General features: G+C 73.5%; 13 protein-coding genes and 2 tRNA genes. 6 read left to right on the top strand and 9 right to left on the bottom strand.

What is annotated here, in order from left to right:
- Nucleotides 1-360 precede the first annotated feature (360 nt).
- Nucleotides 361-1,035, top strand: coding sequence for a response regulator transcription factor (locus AB0J24_RS19150; RefSeq protein ID WP_358683103.1), 675 nt, complete (start codon nucleotides 361-363; stop codon nucleotides 1,033-1,035).
- Nucleotide 1,036: 1 nt separating this feature from the next.
- On the opposite strand, the gene hisC is transcribed toward AB0J24_RS19150, so the two are convergent.
- Nucleotides 1,037-2,089: a histidinol-phosphate transaminase gene (hisC, locus tag AB0J24_RS19145; RefSeq protein ID WP_358683101.1), complete on the bottom strand. Its 1,053-nt coding sequence runs from the start codon at nucleotides 2,087-2,089 to the stop codon at nucleotides 1,037-1,039.
- 61 nt (nucleotides 2,090-2,150) lie between these two features.
- Here hisC and AB0J24_RS19140 point away from each other — a divergent pair, with 61 nt between their 5' ends.
- The 4 genes from AB0J24_RS19140 to AB0J24_RS19125 all read left to right on the top strand — a co-directional run bounded on the left by AB0J24_RS19140 (nucleotide 2,151) and on the right by AB0J24_RS19125 (nucleotide 5,256).
- On the top strand, nucleotides 2,151-2,837 hold the full coding sequence (locus AB0J24_RS19140; protein WP_358683099.1) for a dienelactone hydrolase family protein: 687 nt from the start codon (nucleotides 2,151-2,153) through the stop codon (nucleotides 2,835-2,837).
- Between the two features lie 112 nt (nucleotides 2,838-2,949).
- A complete protein-coding gene (locus tag AB0J24_RS19135) occupies nucleotides 2,950-4,947 on the top strand; it encodes an acetoacetate--CoA ligase (protein ID WP_358683097.1) in 1,998 nt (665 codons plus the stop codon).
- A gap of 95 nt (nucleotides 4,948-5,042) precedes the next feature.
- Nucleotides 5,043-5,132, top strand: a tRNA-Ser gene (locus AB0J24_RS19130).
- Nucleotides 5,133-5,183: 51 nt separating this feature from the next.
- Nucleotides 5,184-5,256: transfer RNA gene (locus AB0J24_RS19125), tRNA-Arg, on the top strand.
- A gap of 460 nt (nucleotides 5,257-5,716) precedes the next feature.
- Here AB0J24_RS19125 and AB0J24_RS19120 read toward each other — a convergent pair.
- Genes AB0J24_RS19120 through AB0J24_RS19090 form a run of 7 tightly spaced genes read right to left on the bottom strand, consistent with a single transcriptional unit; the run spans nucleotide 5,717 to nucleotide 15,548 of the window.
- Nucleotides 5,717-6,748, bottom strand: a complete 1,032-nt coding sequence (locus tag AB0J24_RS19120; protein ID WP_358683095.1) for a methyltransferase — start codon at nucleotides 6,746-6,748, stop codon at nucleotides 5,717-5,719.
- Entirely contained in the window at nucleotides 6,745-7,878 is a 1,134-nt protein-coding gene (locus AB0J24_RS19115) for an acyl-CoA dehydrogenase family protein (RefSeq protein WP_358683093.1), read from the bottom strand. The genes AB0J24_RS19120 and AB0J24_RS19115 overlap by 4 nt, the downstream gene beginning before the upstream one ends.
- Before the next feature lie 24 nt (nucleotides 7,879-7,902).
- On the bottom strand, nucleotides 7,903-10,848 hold the full coding sequence (locus tag AB0J24_RS19110; protein WP_358683091.1) for an AMP-binding protein: 2,946 nt from the start codon (nucleotides 10,846-10,848) through the stop codon (nucleotides 7,903-7,905).
- Nucleotides 10,845-12,722 (bottom strand): CoA transferase, encoded by a 1,878-nt coding sequence (locus AB0J24_RS19105; RefSeq protein WP_358683089.1) that lies wholly within the window; start codon nucleotides 12,720-12,722, stop codon nucleotides 10,845-10,847. Before AB0J24_RS19105 ends, AB0J24_RS19110 begins: the two co-directional genes overlap by 4 nt.
- A gap of 27 nt (nucleotides 12,723-12,749) precedes the next feature.
- A complete protein-coding gene (locus AB0J24_RS19100; RefSeq protein ID WP_358683087.1) occupies nucleotides 12,750-13,778 on the bottom strand; it encodes a hypothetical protein in 1,029 nt (342 codons plus the stop codon).
- The gene (locus AB0J24_RS19095; protein WP_358683085.1) at nucleotides 13,775-14,581 is read right to left on the bottom strand and encodes an ABC transporter permease subunit; all 807 of its coding nucleotides are present in this window, start codon (nucleotides 14,579-14,581) and stop codon (nucleotides 13,775-13,777) included. Before AB0J24_RS19095 ends, AB0J24_RS19100 begins: the two co-directional genes overlap by 4 nt.
- Nucleotides 14,574-15,548 (bottom strand): MqnA/MqnD/SBP family protein, encoded by a 975-nt coding sequence (locus tag AB0J24_RS19090; protein WP_358683083.1) that lies wholly within the window; start codon nucleotides 15,546-15,548, stop codon nucleotides 14,574-14,576. The genes AB0J24_RS19095 and AB0J24_RS19090 overlap by 8 nt, the downstream gene beginning before the upstream one ends.
- A 65-nt stretch (nucleotides 15,549-15,613) precedes the next feature.
- Between AB0J24_RS19090 and AB0J24_RS19085 the strand changes: the two genes are divergently transcribed.
- The gene (locus AB0J24_RS19085) at nucleotides 15,614-16,243 is read left to right on the top strand and encodes an ATP-binding cassette domain-containing protein (protein ID WP_358683081.1); all 630 of its coding nucleotides are present in this window, start codon (nucleotides 15,614-15,616) and stop codon (nucleotides 16,241-16,243) included.
- Here the strand turns inward: AB0J24_RS19085 and AB0J24_RS19080 are convergent.
- Nucleotides 16,194-16,946, bottom strand: coding sequence for a GntR family transcriptional regulator (locus AB0J24_RS19080; protein WP_358683079.1), 753 nt, complete (start codon nucleotides 16,944-16,946; stop codon nucleotides 16,194-16,196). The genes AB0J24_RS19085 and AB0J24_RS19080 overlap by 50 nt on opposite strands.
- Nucleotides 16,947-16,952 lie beyond the last annotated feature (6 nt).

Below are 16,952 nucleotides of genomic sequence, written 5' to 3'. Positions count from 1 at the left end.
GAGTGTGAACAGGTTCGCTGAGAAGGGTAGTTGCCTCCCCGCGCCGACAGGTAGTGAATCAGCGACGATCTGCATGTATCGACCAAATCGGTAGGATCTCTGCGCTGAACGGCCTAGTTCCGGCCTCAGGTTCACTCGTTCGACGGGGGAGGGCCCTCGACGTCGCACCGTTAGCCGATTGTGACCGGCTACCGGTCGCGGGAGGGTGACACCGATGTGCTCCCCACCGTCCCGATCCCGACCGTCCGTGCCGTGAACGACCACGCTCCCCGTGTCGTCCCCCGGGCGCCCTCCGGCGCTGCCCCCGATGCCGTGCCCCGTACGGCCTCCCGACCCCCGATACCCGCGCCGCGTTCCCCGGTGCGCCCGCTGACCGTCCTGCTCGCACTGCCACCCTCGGCCGGCTCGGCCTCGCTCGGCCGCGGCCTGCGCCAGGACCTCGCCGCGGAGGGGCTCGATCTCGCCGTCGTCGCCGACGGCATCGAGCTGCTCGACGCGGTGCGGGCCGGGGCCGCCGATCTCGTCGTGCTCGATCTCGAGCTGCCCGGTCCCGACCCGACGGTGCTGCTGGGCGCGGTGCAGGCCGAGTCGCCGCCGACCCCGGTGATCGCCGTCGTCCCGCGGGAACGGCGGGCCGGGGTGCTCGGGCTGCTGCGCGGTCACCGCGACGACTTCCTGGTCCGCCCGTTCGTGCCCGACGAGCTGGCCGCCCGGATCCGGTTGCGCCTGCGCGCCGCCGTCGGGCTGCCCGCGCCCACCGTGCTCGGCCAGGGCGGCGTGTCGGTGGACGTGGACTCCGGGCAGGTGTTCGCGGACGGGCGCCGGATCGCCCTCTCGCCCACCGAGTACGCGTTGCTGCTCGCGCTGGCCGAACGGTCCGGCGAGGTCGTCACCCACGACGAGCTCGCACACCGCGCCTGGTCGGAGCCGGTGTCGGCGAACCTGGTGCAGGTCTACATCTCCTACCTGCGGCGCAAGATCGGCCCGGAGCGGATCCGCACCGTCCGCGGCACCGGCTACCAGCTGGAGGGGTGACTCACCGCGGGAACGCGGCGGCGACGTCGAGCAGGGCGTCGTTCTCCTGCGCGGTGGAGACGGTGACCCGCACCCCGTCCGACGGGAACGGTCGCACGATCACCTTCCGCTCCGCGCAGTGCGCGGCGAACTCGGCTGCCCGTTCCCCGAGCGGCAGCCAGACGAAGTTGGCCTGACTGTCGGGGACGGTGAAGCCGTTGTCCCGCAGGGCGGCGGCCACCCGGTCCCGCTCGCGGACGACGTCGGCGCAACCGGCCAGGATCTCCGCGCTGTGCTCCAGTGCGGCGATCGCGCCGGCCTGCGCGAGCGCGCTGACGCTGAACGGGGGGCAGACCTTCCGCAGCGCCGTCGCCACCTCGACGGACGCGAGCGCGTAACCGACCCGCAGACCGGCCATCCGGTAGGCCTTGGAGAACGTGCGCAGCACGACGAGGTTCGGGTGGTCGTCGAGCAGCGGCCGCCCGGACACGGCGTCCGGGTCGGTGACGTACTCGGCGTACGCCTCGTCCAGCACGACCAGCACGTCGGGGCCGACGGCGGCGAGGAAGCGGACGAACTCGTCGTGGTGCACCGCGGGCCCGGTCGGGTTGTTGGGGCTGCACACGAACACCAGCCGGGTCCGGTCGGTGACGGCGGCGGCCATCGCGCCCAGGTCGTGCCGGTGGTCCGCGGTCAGCGGCACCGTGCGGACCGCGGCCCCCCCGATCTGGGTCACGATCGGGTAGGCCTCGAACGATCGCCAGGCGAACAGCACCTCGTCACCGGGGCCGACGCAGGTCGCCTGCACGAGCTGCTGGCAGATCGTCACCGAGCCGCAGCCGACGGCGATCCGCTCGGCCGCGACCCCGTGCGCCTCGGCCAGCCGCGCGGTCAGTTCGACGACCCCGAGATCGGGGTAGCGGTTGGCGCCCGCGGCGGCCCGCGCGATCGCCTCGAGCACCGGAGGTGCGGGCGGATCGGCGACCTCGTTGCTCGCCAGCTTGATCGCCCCGGGAACGGTCCGGCCCGGCACGTAGGCGGGCAGGGTGTCCAGATCGGGACGGATCGGCGTCATGTGGGCAACGGTAACCGGCGGGGGTCGAAACGCAGCGGCCTGCTCTGGTTGAGTGACGCCCATGACGACGGGCATCCGGATCGAGGGCGTTCCGCTGACGGACGGGGGAGAACTCCGGCTCAGCATCGCCGAACCCGACGGTCCGGTCCGCGGCGGCGTCGTCGTGCTGCACGAGGCGCGTGGTGTCACCGAGATCGTCCGGCGGATCGTCGACCGGCTCGCCGAGGACGGCTGGCTGGCCGTCGCACCGCACCTCTACCGCGGCGACGACGATCCCGAGGCCGGTGGCGACCAGGAGATCGAGGCGAAGGTCGGCAGCCTGACCTTCCAGCAGGTGATGGACGACTGCGACACCACGTTCGGCTGGCTCGCCGACACCGGTATCGAGGCCGACCGGATGGGTGTCCTCGGGTTCGACCTCGGTGGCACGGTGGCACTGCAGGTCGCGGCGCGGCGGCAGTTCGGCGCGGCGGTCACGGTCGCCGGGGAGGGCATCGAGTCCTCGCCGTCGGCGAGCGTCCCCGCGCTGGTCGAGGCGGCACCCGACCTCACCTGTCCGTGGCTGGGGATCTACTCCGAGGCCGACAGCGACGCCGTCGAGCGGTTGCGGGCCGCCGCCGGGTCGTCCGGGGTCGCGACCGACGTGGTCGTCTACCCGAGCACCGGGCACCGGTTCGACGACGACCCGGACTCGGCCGCCGAGGCGTGGGCGCGGGTGCTGAACTGGTTCGACTCGCACCTGCGCTGAGGACGGCCCCCGGCACGGGGTGCTGCCCGGTGTGGCGCAGCCCCAGCGCGAGGGCGCGGATGTGGGGCGCGACCACTGGTGCGGGGCCGGTCCGGTCAGGGAAGCTGATCCCATGGCGTCAGTGCAGACCGTGACCGATCCGGAGACCCCCGAACTGCTGTGGAGCCCGGACCCGGAGCAGGTGCCGCACACCGAGATCGTGCGGTTCGCGACCTGGGCCCGCGACGAGCGGGGCGCACCGATCGACGACGTCACCGACTACCGGCAGTTGCACCGGTGGTCGGTGACCGACCTGGACGGCTTCTGGGGGGCCGTCGCCGAGTACTGCGGCGTCCTGTTCCACGACCGGCCCAGCGCGGTGCTCGGCTCCCGGGACATGCCCGGTGCCGAGTGGTTCCCGGGCTCGACGCTGAACTACGCCGAGCACGCCCTCACCCCCGGGCCCGGCCGGGCCGACGCCGACGTGGCGATCGAGTTCGTCCGCGAGGACGGCCTGACCCGCACCGTGACCCACGCCGAGCTGCGCGACCAGGTGGCGCGCGCCAGGGCCGGGTTGGCCCGGGCCGGGGTCGGGCAGGGTGACCGGGTCGTCGCGCTGGCGCCGAACTCGGTCGAGACGCTCGTCGTGTTCCTGGCGGCGGCGAGCCTGGGCGCGATCTGGTCGTCGTGCTCGCCGGACTTCGGCGCCCGCGCCGTGCACGACCGGTTCGCCCAGATCGAGCCGACGGTGCTCGTCGCCGTCGACGGCTACCGCTACAACGGCAAGGGTTTCGACATCCGGTCGAACGTGGCGTCGCTGCAGCAGCAAATGCCCTCGTTGCGCGAGACCGTCCTCGTTCCCTACCTGGACCAGGAGGCCACCCTCGACGGGACGACGTCGTGGAGCGAGTTCACCGCGCGGAGCGGGCCGCTGGAGTTCACACCGGTCCCGTTCGACCACCCGCTGTGGGTGCTGTACTCGTCCGGCACGACCGGCCTCCCCAAGGGCATCGTGCACGGCCACGGCGGCATCGTGGTGGAACACCTCAAGGCGATGCGCCTGCAGCACGGACTGGGCCCGGGGGAGCGGTTCTTCTGGTTCACCACGACCGGCTGGATGATGTGGAACTTCCTGATCGGCGGCCTGCTCGTCGGGTCGACGATCGTGCTGTTCGACGGCAGCCCCGGCCACCCCGACCTGAACGCACTGTGGGCCCTGGCCGCGAAGTACCGGGTGTCGCTGTTCGGGGTGTCCGCACCGTACGTGCAGTCCTGCATGAAGGCCGGCCTGCGCCCCGGTGCGGAGCACGACCTGTCCGCGATGCGTGCACTGGGCTCCACCGGCGCCCCGCTCTCGGTGGAGGGCTTCCGCTGGATCGGTGAGGCCGCGGGCAGCCACATCCAGATCTGCTCGGTCTCCGGAGGTACCGATGTGTGCGCGGCGTTCCTCGCCTCCGCGCCGACGGTGCCGGTGTGGCTCGGGGAGCTGTCCTGTGCGGCGCTGGGCGCCGACGTCCACTCCTTCGCCGAGGACGGCACCGACCTGATCGACGACGTCGGCGAGCTGGTCATCACGAAACCGACGCCGTCGATGCCGGTGAAGTTCTGGAACGACCCGGACGGCGCCCGGTTGCGTGAGGCGTACTTCGAGGACTTCCCCGGTGCCTGGCGGCACGGGGACTGGGTGCGGCGCACCCCGCGCGAGTCGTTCGTCATCTACGGGCGGTCGGACTCCACGCTCAACCGCGGTGGCGTCCGGATGGGGACCGCGGACTTCTACTCGGTCGTCGAGGGCTTCGAGGGCGTCGCCGACTCCCTGGTGATCGACACCACCGCGCTGGGCGCCCGCGAGGAGGGGGCGTTGCTCTGCTTCCTCGTGCTGACCGACGGGTACACCCTCGACGACGTCGAACCCGGCCTGCGGACGGCGCTGCGCAAGGAGCTCTCGCCGCGGCACGTACCGGACCGGTTCGTCGTCGTGGACTCGGTGCCGCGCACGCTGAACGGCAAGAAGTGCGAGGTCCCCGTGAAGAAGATTCTCTCCGGGACGCCACCGGAGAAGGCCGTCTCCGCGGGTGCGCTGCAGAACCCGGAGTCGCTGAACCCGTTCGTGGAGCTGGCGGGCAGCTGAGCGGGACGGGCCGGGGCCCCGGGTACGGGGGCCCCGGTTCAACGCCGGGGAGGCGCCGTGTAGTGTTGGCCCCGCTGGTGGCCGTAAGGCACCGAGGAGGCTTCGCCTAGTCTGGTCTATGGCGCCGCACTGCTAATGCGGTTTGGGGTAACCCCCCATCCCGGGTTCAAATCCCGGAGCCTCCGCAGCGGCACGGCGGGCCGATCGGACCGGCGGGTCGACAACTGAATGAGCAGGCGCCCGTAGCTCAACGGATAGAGCATCTGACTACGGATCAGAAGGTTAGGGGTTCGAATCCCTTCGGGCGCGCAACGCGAGATCCGGCCCTGACCAGCACGAACGGTCAGGGCCGGATCTCTTTTCGTCGGTGATGGTCGATCGCGGTCCACGAGTCGTGCGGCATCACCGGCCGTGATGACCGCGGTACTGCGCAGCGGTACTACTTCGCGGTGCCGCAGTGGCAGGGCCCGCCCTGCTGACAGCCGCAGGCGCAGTTGGGGCCGCAGTTGCAGGACGATGTCGACTCGGACATCGGTACCTCCGATCAGAAGGAACGTGATATGCGCATCTGATGATACGGAGATCGGGGGTTGCGACAGCGGGCGGGCTGTGAACGCGGTGCGGGCGTGATCGTCACGGTCGTCGGTGATCCGCCGGGCGCGGCGGGTCCGCGCGGAGCCTCCCACCGCCGGCCTGGCCCGGCCGACCGGCGGTGAGGCCGGACGGCCGGGCCCGGGTGCCCCGTGGGTGCCCGGACCGGTCGGTGTGCTCAGGCGCGGTCCGGGACCCGTCCGTCGAGCAGCGCCATCTCCTGCCCGTCACCGGCTCCGTCGGCGACCTGCAGCCCGGCCCGCTCCATCAGCGCGCGGTACTCCGCGGCGGCCCGCTCTCCCGAACCGAACAGCAGCAACATCCGCAGGTCCATCCAGGTCGCCGCCCGCGGGTCGGTGTGCGCGCCCGCCATCCGCTCGACCACCAGCACGTGGCCCCCCGGACCGGCGGCGTCGACGCAGCGGCGCAGGATCCGGACCGCGGCGTCGTCGTCCCAGTCGTGCAGGACCTGGCAGAGCAGGTAGGCGTCACCGGTGTCCGGCAGTGGCTCGAAGAAGTCGGCCTCGACCGCATCGGCCCGGTCGGACAGACCGGCCGCGGCGAGCTCGGTGCGGGCCGCCGCCACCGCCGGCGCGAGGTCCAGCACGGTGCCGGTCAGGTGCTCGCCCGCCCGCAGGACCGAGGCCAGCAGGGTTCCGCTGCCACCGCCGACGTCGACCACGTGCCGGTGGGTCGACCAGTCGTGCAGCCCGACGACGTCCGGTGCCGCGGCCCGGGTCACCCTGCTCATGAACCGGTCCCACGACGCCGCGAGCGCCGGGTCACGGGCCAGGTCCGACCAGAAGTCCCGCCCGTAGTGCGCGGCGTAGGCCGACCCGGGCCCACCGGCACCGGCGAAGGCCAGGAAGCTCAGGTGCGCGGTCTCGACCCGGGACCGGACCTCGGTGAGGTCGAAGTCGAAACGCAGGCTCTGCGGGTGGTCCTCGCGCAGCTGTTCGGCGGCCGGGGTCAGTCCGAACTCGCCGGGCGCGGTCTCGGTGAACACCTCCCGGCAGGCCAGGTAGCGCAACAGGGAGCCGAGTACCCGTTCCCGGACACCGGTCGCCGCCGCCAGCTCGGTCAGGCCGGTGACCCCTGCGGCGATCCGGTCGGCGATCCGGACGGTCGCGGCGATCCGCAGGGCGTACGGCGTGACGACGTCGCCGATCGTCTCCAGATCCACAGGTGTGGCTGTGGTCGTCGTGCTCATCGTGTTCCTCGCTTGTCGGTGCGGGCGGTGTCCGCGTAGAGGCGGAACCACCGCGTCGTGTCGAAGGTGGCGTGCTGGGCCGCGGCGTTGGTGTCGCGCCAGAGCCGCTGGAGAGCCGAACCGTCGTAGACGGCCCCGCCACCCGAGGCGGCGAAGACGTCGTTCACCGCGGCGCGGCAGCGTTGGGCGGCGACCGCGGTGTCGCGGCGCAGCCGGGCCCGCTGCAACGGTGTCCCGCCCGGGACGTCCGCCCGGGTGAGCTCGTCGATCGCGCCGAGCAGCAGCGCCTCGGCCCCGTCGACGTCGGCGAGCCGGGCGCACCAGCGCTGTTCGGCGACCGGTTCGGTGATCCGCTCGAACTCCTCGTCGAGGGCCGCCCGGGCCGCACCGACCAGCACCCCGGCCAGCGCGACGGTGCCGATGGTGGAGAACTCCTGGGCGTAGACCGGGCCGACGGGCCCGGCCCCGCGCGCGGTGAGGGGATCGAGCTCACGCCGGGGCAGTACCCGGTGTTCCGGTACGACGACACCGTCCAACCGCACACCCCGGCTGCCGGTGCCGCGCAGCCCGACGGTGTGCCAATCGTCGACCACGGTGACCTCCGCGGCTGGGACGAGCATCAGGTGCGGTTCACCGGTGCCCTCGGCGCCGTCCGGGGCCGCCACCGTCACCTGGATCAGCAGCCACTCGGCGTGGTCGATCCCGCTGCAGAACCGGCCCGTCATCGCACCCAACGCGTACCCGCCCGGAACCGGGGCGGCCGGTGGCCCGGAGATGCGCAGCTGCAGCGCGACCAACCCGCCCGTGCCGAGCACCTCCTTGCGGGCCCGTTCGGACATGTGGGCCACCGCCCAGGTGTTGCCCCCCATCACCGCCCGCAACCACGCGGTCGACGGACAACCGCGGGCCAGCTCGGCGGTGGTCAGCAGGGCGGTGTCGAAACCCAGTTCGGAGCCACCCCACTCGCGCGGGGTCAGCAGGTCGAACAGGCCCGCCTCCCGTACGGCGGAGATCGTCGCGGCAGGTACACCCCGGGCGGCGTCGGCCGCGTCGGCGCCGGCCCGGAGTTCGGGGACGAGTGCCGCAGCCGCTGCGACGGCCTCGTCGCGGGTCAGGGGCGGATGATCCACCGTAGGTCTCCTCATGTCGGGTTCTCAGCCGGCGAGCCGGCGGCCGGGGTTGTCGAACTCGTCGACGAAGTCGTGCCGGGGCGAGTCGTCGAAACCCCGCAGCAGCCAGGTCGCGGCGGTGGTCGTGTGCACCTCGTCGGCACCGTCGTAGATCCGGGTGGCCCGGGCCGCACGCACCATCGCGGCGAGCGGGGTCTCGTCGGACAACCCCTCCGCCCCGTGCACCTGGACCGCACGGTCGATCACGTCGACCGCGATCCGCGACGCCGCCACCTTCGCCGCGGCGACCTCGACCCGGGCGGGCTGCCCGGCGTCCAGGCGGGCCGCCGCACGGCGGACCAGGGACCGGGCCGCGCTGATCCCGGTGTAGGCGGCGAAGACGTGTTCGTGCATCAACTGCTTGCCACCCAGGGGCCCGCCGTGGACCTCACGCTCGCGCAACCGTGCGCACATCAGGTCGAACGCCCGCTGGGCCAGCCCGATCCAGTGCATGGCGCGCAGGGTGCGGCCGAGCGTGAGCCGCTCCTGGATGACCTGCAGGCCCCCGCCCTCGACACCGACCAGGTGGTCGTCGTCGACGACGACCCCGTCGAGCTCGATCTCCCACTGGCCGGAGTGCCCCCCCAGCACGGTCAGCGGCCGGACCCGCCGGTACCCGGGTGCCGAGGTCGGAACCAGGAACACCGAGAAGCCGTCGTCGCCGGTGCGGGCCACGACGACGGTCAGATCGGCGATGCCGGCGTTGGAGATGAACCACTTGCGCCCGGTGATCCGCCAACCGTCCGGAACCCGCTCGGCCCGGGTGGCCAACCCTTCCGGCACCGAACCCGCCCGCCCCGGCTCGGTCATGCCGAAGCTGGGCAGCAGCTCCCCGCGACACATCCGGTCCAGGTAGTGCTCCTGCAGCGCGGGTCGCCCGTGCGCGTGGACCATCCGGACGTCGAGGACCGTCTCGGTGCCGAACACCGCCGGTCCGGACAGGGTGCGTCCCTCCTGTTCGGCGAGCAGCAGGTAGTCCGGCAGGGCCAGCCCGGCGCCGCCGAGCTCGGTCGCGTGGCCCAGGCCCCACAGCCCGGCCCTCCGTGCCTGTGACCGCAGCTCGGCCAGCAACCGGCCGGCCACCGCGTCACCGGTGGCGAGGTCACGCTCGACCGGCAGGATCTGCTCGTCGACGTATGCCCGGACGGCGGCCGCCAGCTCCCCGACCGTGCCGCGACGTGCCGCCACCGGACGCAGGTCCGCCTCGCAACCGGGCACGACGCCGTTGCCCTCGCGCACCAGCCCGGCGAACTGTTCCCGGGCCCGGGCCGCGAGCGCACGCTTGTCGATCTTGCCGGCCACCCCGATCGGGAAAGCGGGCAGTACCAGCAGGTACTCGGGAAGCTTGCGCCGCTCGAGACCGCGCGCGACGAGACGGGTGGTCAGCTCGGTCAGCGACGGCGCCCGGTCGCCGAGCACCGTCACGCAGGCACACAGCCGTTGGCCGAGCGTGGGATCGGGCACCCCCACGCAGGCGACACCGAGCACGCCCGGGTGGCCGGAGATCGCGTCCTCGACCTCGGCCGGGCTGATGTTGCCGCCGCCGCGGATGATGATGTCCTTCGCCCGGCCGGTGAGCCGGAGCCGGCCGTCCTCGTCGAGGTAGCCGAGGTCACCGGTGTCGACCCAGCCACCCGGGAGCCGGTAGCGGTCGTTCAGCTCGGGGGCGTCGACGTAGCAGAGCGGTGACATCGGGCCGCGCGCGTGCACCCGGCCGATGGCACCCGTCCCGAGCGGGGCGCCGTCCTCCCCGACGATGCGGATCGCGCAGACGTCCGGGTCGGGGCGACCCACGGTGCCGACGGTGACCGAGAGCGGGTCGTCCTCGGTGGTGTGGCAGTTCACCCCGTCGGCCGAGCCGTACAGGCTGATCAACCGCCCGCCGAGGCCCTCCGTCGCGCGGCGGGCGGTCGCCTCGTCGATCAGCGCACCACCGGTGATCAGCTGGCGTACCGAGGAGGTGTCGGTCCGCGCGAGGTCGGGGTGGGCGAGCATCTGCTGGAACATCGTGGGGACACCGAGCAGGTGCGTCGGCCGGTCGGTGTACAGCGCGGCCAGCGCGGTGCCGGGATCGAACCGCGTGCGCAGCACCAGTGATCCCCCGAGCAGGGCGAGCACGCAGAACGAGGCACCGGAGCCGAACGAGGAACCCAGCGGCATCAGGTACATCGCCCGCATCGGCCGGTCTCCCTGCAACCGGCTCAGGAACCGCCCGCGGCCACCGATCAGGGCGTTGTGCGAGTAGGCCACCAGCTTCGGTTCGGACTCGGTGCCGGAGGACACGAGCAACCGCACCACGGCGTTCGGATCGACCTCGGGCAGGTTGTCGAGGGGGACCGGGTCGGTGGAGAGCAGTTCCGCGAAGGTCGCGGTGATCTCCGGCCGGGGCCGGGTCGCCTCCGGCACGCGATCGGCGACGACGTGTCGCAGGGCCGGCAGCTCCGGACGCAGCCGCTCCACGACCGCGACGAGATCGTGATCCTGGTAGTGCTCGGGGGTGACGAGCACGCTCGCCCGCGACCGGCGCAGCAGGGTGCGGACGTCCCGGTCACCGCGTCCGGCCGGGAACGGCAGGACGGCGGCGCCCAGCGCAGCGGTGGCGAGATCGACCGCGACCGCCCGACGGGAGTTCGGCAGCTGGGCGGCGACGACGTCGCCGACCCCGACCCCGAGCTCTCGCAGGCCCGCCGCGATACACAGACAGGACTCCAGCAGCTCGCCGTAGGTGACGCTGCCCGCATCGTCGAGGACGGCGACCCGGGCCGGGTCGGCCAGCGCCTGGGCACGGAACAGGTCGAAGGCGGGCACGTCGGCGTAGAGACCGCGTTCGCTCCACTCCCGGCGCAGCTCGGCCGGGATCAGGTCGGTGTAGGTCGGGACGGCACGGGACGGTTCGACGGCAGACTTCCGGGTGGTGTCGGACAGGGTCACGAGAACCTCCAGGGCGAGACGGGAAGGGCACAGCCGTCGGTCGTGTAGGCCGCGGCGAGGAGCGGGTCGGCGGGCAGCAACCCGACATCGGTGCACAGGACGGTGGCCGGGATCCCGCGCCCGGTCAGCAGCGCCGACCAGTACCCGGCGTCCGCGGTCCGCAACAGCGCGGGGACGTCGTCGGCCGTGCGGCTGCCCGGCAGCTGCGCGGCGACGGTGGACAGGTCGGCACCGACGGCGAGGGTGCCGTCGGCGGTGGGGAGCAACAGTCCCGGCGCGGGGGCCGCCGTGCGGGCCGGACGAAACCGGTCACCGAGCAGGACGTTCGCCGCCGCCAGCAGCGAGGTGTCGACACGCAGCGCCCGGGCCCCCCGCTCCCGGGCGAGCAGCGCGGCCAGCACCCCCTCGGCGGCGAGGTGCCCGCCGAGCAGGTCGAGCAGCGTCATCAGCGACCCGGCGCGCCGTGGGCCGTCGGTGGACAGCGCGTCGGCCACCCCCGACCAGGCCTGCACCACGAAGTCGGTCCCCAGCGGGCGGGGCCCGGACGGGTCCCGCCCCCAGGCCGACGCGCGGGCGTAGACCAGGTCGGGGTTGACCTCCGCCAGGTCCGAGTGGTCGAGACCGAGCTCGGCGGCCTTTCCGGGGGCCCAGTTGTGCAGGAACACGTCGGCGTCGGTGACGAGTTCGCGCACCGCCTCCCGCCCGGCCGGGCCGGTGAAGTCGATCTCCTCGACGCGTTTGCCGTGATTAAGCACGGTGAACCGCGCCGAGCAGTCCCCGGCCATCGGGGGGATCCCGCGCAGCGGGTCGCCGCCCGGTGGTTCGATCCGGACGACCTCGGCTCCGAGCAGGCCGAGCAACCTGCTGGCCAGCGGGCCCTGGATCCGGCGGGTCGACTCGACGACCCGGATGCCGGACAGCGGTCCCGGTCCGGTCCCCGCCGGACGCCGCCGGGTCGGCTCGGGGGCGCCCGGCGCGGTGCGGAACTCCCAGGGCGGGGCGTCCCGGCGGACGTCGTCGTCGCTGCGGCGTTCGTGCAGCGTGCGCAGCGGGCACACGCTCAGGCCGGCGCGCTCGGCGTGCTCGCGGATCCGGTCGTAGGTGTGCCGCCCGGTGGTGCGGTGCAGATCCTTCGCCAGCGGTGCGACGGCGTGCGCGTACCGGCCGAGGAACGGCCGCCAGCTCGCTCCGATCGCGGCCCGGTCGGCACCGAGCGCGTCCCAGAAGTCCAGCCACGGCTGCGCCGAGAGGGTCTCGATCTCGAAGACGATCCCGTCGGCCGAGGTGAAGGGCGGCGCCGCGGTGTCCTCCGTGACACCGTCCGGTTCGGTCTCCGGGTCCTCGGCCGCGGTGGCCGCGGCGACGTACTGGCCGACGGTGAACAGGGCGGCGTGGGCGACGGAGGTCTCGACGGCATCCCAGCGGATCCCGCGCCGCTCACCGAACAGCACGGCGAGCGTGCCCTGCGCGGCGACGAGTCCGCCCACCGTGGAGAGGTAGTCCAGGCCGAGCAGGCGCGGTGTCCCACCGGCCCTCCCGTGCACCACCGCCGCGCCGAGGCGGGCCTGCGCGGTGGCCTCGCTGAAGGGGCCGGACCCGAGTCCGCCCCAACCGTGCACCGAGGCGCGCACCCCGGACCCGGAGTTTGGTCCGTGGAGCGAGACGCGCAGGGCGTCGGCGTCGGCATCGGTGGAGCCGGGGCCGGGTGGTTCGTGGGTGGCCACCGTCGCGCCGAGCCGCGTGAGATGTCCGGTGAGGACGGCGGCGGTCGTGGCGAGCCCCAGTTCCCCCGGGGAGGTGATGTGCAGGACATGGTCCTGCAGCGGTCGGGACGTCCCGACGGTGGCGAGCGAGGATTCGTGGTCACGGTTCACGTGCGGTACTCCCGGTCGGTCGTACGGCTACAGGGCGAATGGGTCGACGAGTCCGGTCTCGACGGCGAGGGCCAGGACGAGGAAGAACGCTCCCCAGACGGATTCGACGGGCTGGTCGTCGCCCGCCACCGTCCGGTAGCGGGAGCCGGTCAGCACCCCGGTGTGCGGTGGGTCGCGCGACAACCGATGCCGGACCAGGCCCGCGAGCAGTGCGCGGGCTTGGTCGAGCCGGGTGGCGTCGCCGAGCGTGTGGGCGAGCTTGAACAGCGCGACCGTGGTGATGGCGGTCGCGGACGAGTCCTCCTGCAGGGCGGTCGTGTACGGCAGCGCGTCCAGTGCGGCGCGTAGACCGTCCGGGGCGGGCCCGGGCTGGCGCGCGGCCTCGGCGAGGCCCAGCGCGGCCCAGGCGACTCCTCTGCCGGTGTGCCGGGCCGGGCCGTCCGGTGCGGGGGCCGGGCCCAACCGCACCATGTCGACCACGCCGAGCCCGTCCGGTCCGGGGACGAGGCCGTGGCGCAGGTGGAAGGCGGTCTGGGCGCGTGCGGTGGCCCGTGCGGCGGCCGCGTGCGCCGGGTCGAGGTCCGGGGCCGCAGTGGTGAGCAGCCGTACCAGCGGTCCCCAGCAGTCGATCTCGACCAACCGGTCACCGTCGGTGCGGCCCCAGGCCCGGCCCACCGGCACGACGGTGCCCGTCCGGCTCGCGAGCAGGGCGCGGGCGGCGCGGACCCGCAGCTCCCGGTCTCGTGCCCCGGTCCCGGCGGCGCCGTACCAGAAGGTCACCGCCCGGGTGACGGTGTCGTCGGCGAGGCGGGGTTCCAACCGGCCCGCAGCGGACTCGGCCGCCGAACGGTCCGCGGGATCCCCGGTGACCGTGGCGACCAGGGCGAGCAACCCGACCCAGATCCCGGGCAGCCAGGATCCCCGCCGGGACAGCACCCACTCGCCGTCGACGGCGAACAGCGGGAACCGGTCACCGGCGGTTTGGGACACGGTCCGGACCCGGGTGGTCAGCGCCTCCAGGGCACGGTGGGCCTCGGGGGCGGCGAGCGGGCTCACGGGTCGAACCGCCGGCGGACCGGGCGGAGCACGAGGCGGTCCACCAGTGCGGCGAACACCACCGCGATGAGAGCCCAGGCGAAGACCTCGGCCGTGTCCAGATTTCCACGCGCGCTCGCGACGGCGGCGCCGATACCGGTCGAGGCCGCGATCACCTCCGCCATCAGTGTCAACCGCAGGCCACCGGCGAGGCTGACCGCGACGGCGGTGACGATCGGGGGCGCCGCCGCCGGTACGACCACGTGCCGCAGCCGCCTCCCGGAGGGCACGGCGAACGCGGCGCACATCTCCAGCAGCTGCGGGTCGATCCGGCGCACCGCGTCGCGCGTGGCCACCATCGCCTGCGGCACCACGACCGCGACGACCGCGCAGACCGCCGCGGTCCCGCCCGGCCCGAGCCAGATCATGAGGATCACCACCGTCACCACCGGCGGGAACCCCGTGAGCACCAGCTGTACCGGGGCCAGCAGACCGTCCGCGAACGCCGACCGGGCGGCCAGGCCACCGAGCAGGACCCCGACCGCGACTCCGACCGCGGTACCGGCCAGGGTGCGTCCGACGGTCACCAGCAGCTGCCCGGAGAGGGACCCGTCCCCGGCGATGCGCGCCAGCGCCGCCGACGTCTCGACCGGTGAGGGCAGGACGAGCTCGGGGAGCCCGGCCGCGGCGATCTGCCACCCGACGAGCAGGACACCGGTGGCCGCGACCGCGCCGGTGAGCCGGGCCCGCCGCCCGGCTGTCCGACCGGTCGGCGGAATCGGTCCGGTGCGGTGGCCGGCGGCCGTCGTGGTGGCCTCAGCCACGCAGGAACGCCTCGTCCGGGAGCCGCCCGCCGACCGAGTCGGGGGACAGTTCGAGGAAGCGGTTCAGCATGGTGGTGATGTCGTCGCGTGCCTGGTCCCGGGTGAGCCAACCCAGCCGCAGGGTGGGCAGGACGGCCCCGACCATCGGTTCGGGGGCGCCGGTGGCCTGCGCGATCTCGGCCCGCTCGGCGTCGGTGGCGCCGGCACTGATCCGCTCGGTCGTCTCCCGCATCTGCTCGGCGATCCGGGCCACCAGCTCCGGGTGCCGGTCGGCGAACTCGCCGGCAACGACGACCGCCGACTGGGGCAGCGATCCGGAACCGGTGCTGCGGGTCCACTCGGTCTGCAGGTCGAGCACCTCGCCCAGGCCCGCTTGGGTGCGGGTGAGGGTCGCGAAGTGCTCCGGGAGGACGGCCAGCGGGACCCGCCCGGCGATGATCTCGCTGACGGTGTCCGGCAGTGTCGAGCCGTACTCGATCGTCACGTCCCGGCCGGGGACCAGGCCGTTCTCCGCGGCCAGGATCTGGAAGGTCAGGTCGGCGGCATCACCGCGAAAGGGGATGCGGACGGTCTGTCCGCGCAGCGCGTCCCAGCCCTGCACCCCGGCGGGGCCGACGACCTTCAGCAGCGCACTGTCGACGACCCCCAGGACCCGGATCGGCACGTCGCGGGCGGCGAGGTTCGCCGCGACGGCGGTCGGCATGGTCGCCAGATCGACCGATCCGGAGGTGAACATGGCCCGGAAGTCGTCCGGTGTGCGCGCCGTCTCGGTGCGGACACCCGCGGTGTCGGTGGCGACGGGGGAGGCGGCGAGCCCGGTCAGCGGCACGGAGAGCGGGACGCTCGGCGCCACCGCGATCCGGATCTCGGGGCGCTCCTCGGCAGCGGCGTCGGCTGCCGGCTCCGCTCCCGAGGAACAACCGGTGAGCAGGCCGAGCGCGAGGACGGCACCGGCGCTGCGCCGCACTAAGTGTAGGCTAACCATGTACAGATTGGATACTATTCGCTGCCGATGAGTCAAGGAGGTGTGCGATGTCCGGAATCGGGCCGGTCCTGTGGGTCCGTCAGGCTCGGATCGGGTGGCCCGGGCAGGTCGTCGCGGCCGGGTTGGCGTTCGAGGCATGGCCCGAGGAGACGGTGGTGCTGGCCGGGCCCTCGGGGGCGGGGAAGACGACGGTGCTGCGTGCGGTCACCGGGCTGCTGCCCCTGCTGGGCGGGGAGGTCCGCCGTGGGAGCGGACGGCTCGGTGTCGCGTTCCAGGAACCGCGGTTGCTGCCCTGGTGCTCGGTGTTCGAGAACGTGCTGTTCCCGCTCGGGAGACGGCCCGGTGCCCGGCATCGCGACCGCGCCCGGGAACTGCTGGAGCGGCTCGGGCTGGGGGATCGCCTCGACGCCCGCCCGGGAGAGCTGTCCGGCGGCATGTGCAGGCGGGTGTCGCTGGCCAGGGCGCTGGCCGTCGAACCCGAGCTGCTGGTCGTGGACGAGCCGTTCGCCCACCTCGACGAGGGCTGGGCCGACCGCGTCGAGGAGCTGCTCGCCGGGGCCGCGAGCGGCGGCGCGGCGGTACTGGTCGCGGCGCACCAGCCGGAACGCATCGCCCGGCTGGCGACGTTCACCGTCGCGCTGGGGTGCCTCCCGGTGCACGGCGGGACCGCGCGTTGACCCGGGCGGCAGCGCTGCGCCCGCCGAGCACCGACGGCACCACGTTCCCCTCCAGACGTAGCGCGTCGACCATCTCGGCGAGGTGCTCGCGCATGGCGTGGGCCGCGCCGGCGCCGTCCCCGGCGGCGATCAGGTCGCGGACCTGCTGGTGCGCCTCCCAACCCGCCGGTTCGATCTTCACCTGCACCGAGACGAAGGCGAGCATCGTGCGGTTGTGCAGCGGAGTGAGCAGTCGGGCGGCCGTGTCGTGACGTGCCATCGACGCCAGCGTCCGCAGGAAGTGGTGGTGTGCGCGGTTCATCACCACCGCGTCGCGTGCCGCGAGGCCGGCGAGCCCCTCGGCCAGGATCGCGTCCAGTCGGGTCAGCTCCTCCGCGGAGCGCCGCTCGGCCGCCATTCCGGCGACCCACGGTTCCAGGTGCATGCGGGCCTCGAAGACCTCGATGATCTCGTCGAGGTCCTCGACCTCGAGCGAGGTCACGAACGCCCCGCGGAACGGGCGCAGCTCGACCAGGCCGGTGCCGTTCAGATTGCGCAGCGCTTCGCGCACCGGAAGCCTCGACACCCCCAGGTCGGCCGCCAGGTTGTCGGCGACGATGTGCTCGCCGGGGCGCAGCCGCAGCGAGAGGATCTCCGCGGCGAGATGGCGCGAGACCGCCTGCTCGAGGGTCTCCGCGCTGCGTCCTCCCCGGCGCCTGGGCATCGGGTC

Origin of the sequence: Pseudonocardia sp. NPDC049635 (assembly GCF_040659795.1) — a bacterium.
Taxonomy (GTDB): domain Bacteria; phylum Actinomycetota; class Actinomycetes; order Mycobacteriales; family Pseudonocardiaceae; genus Pseudonocardia.
This window is presented reverse-complemented; position numbering and strand designations above follow the sequence as displayed.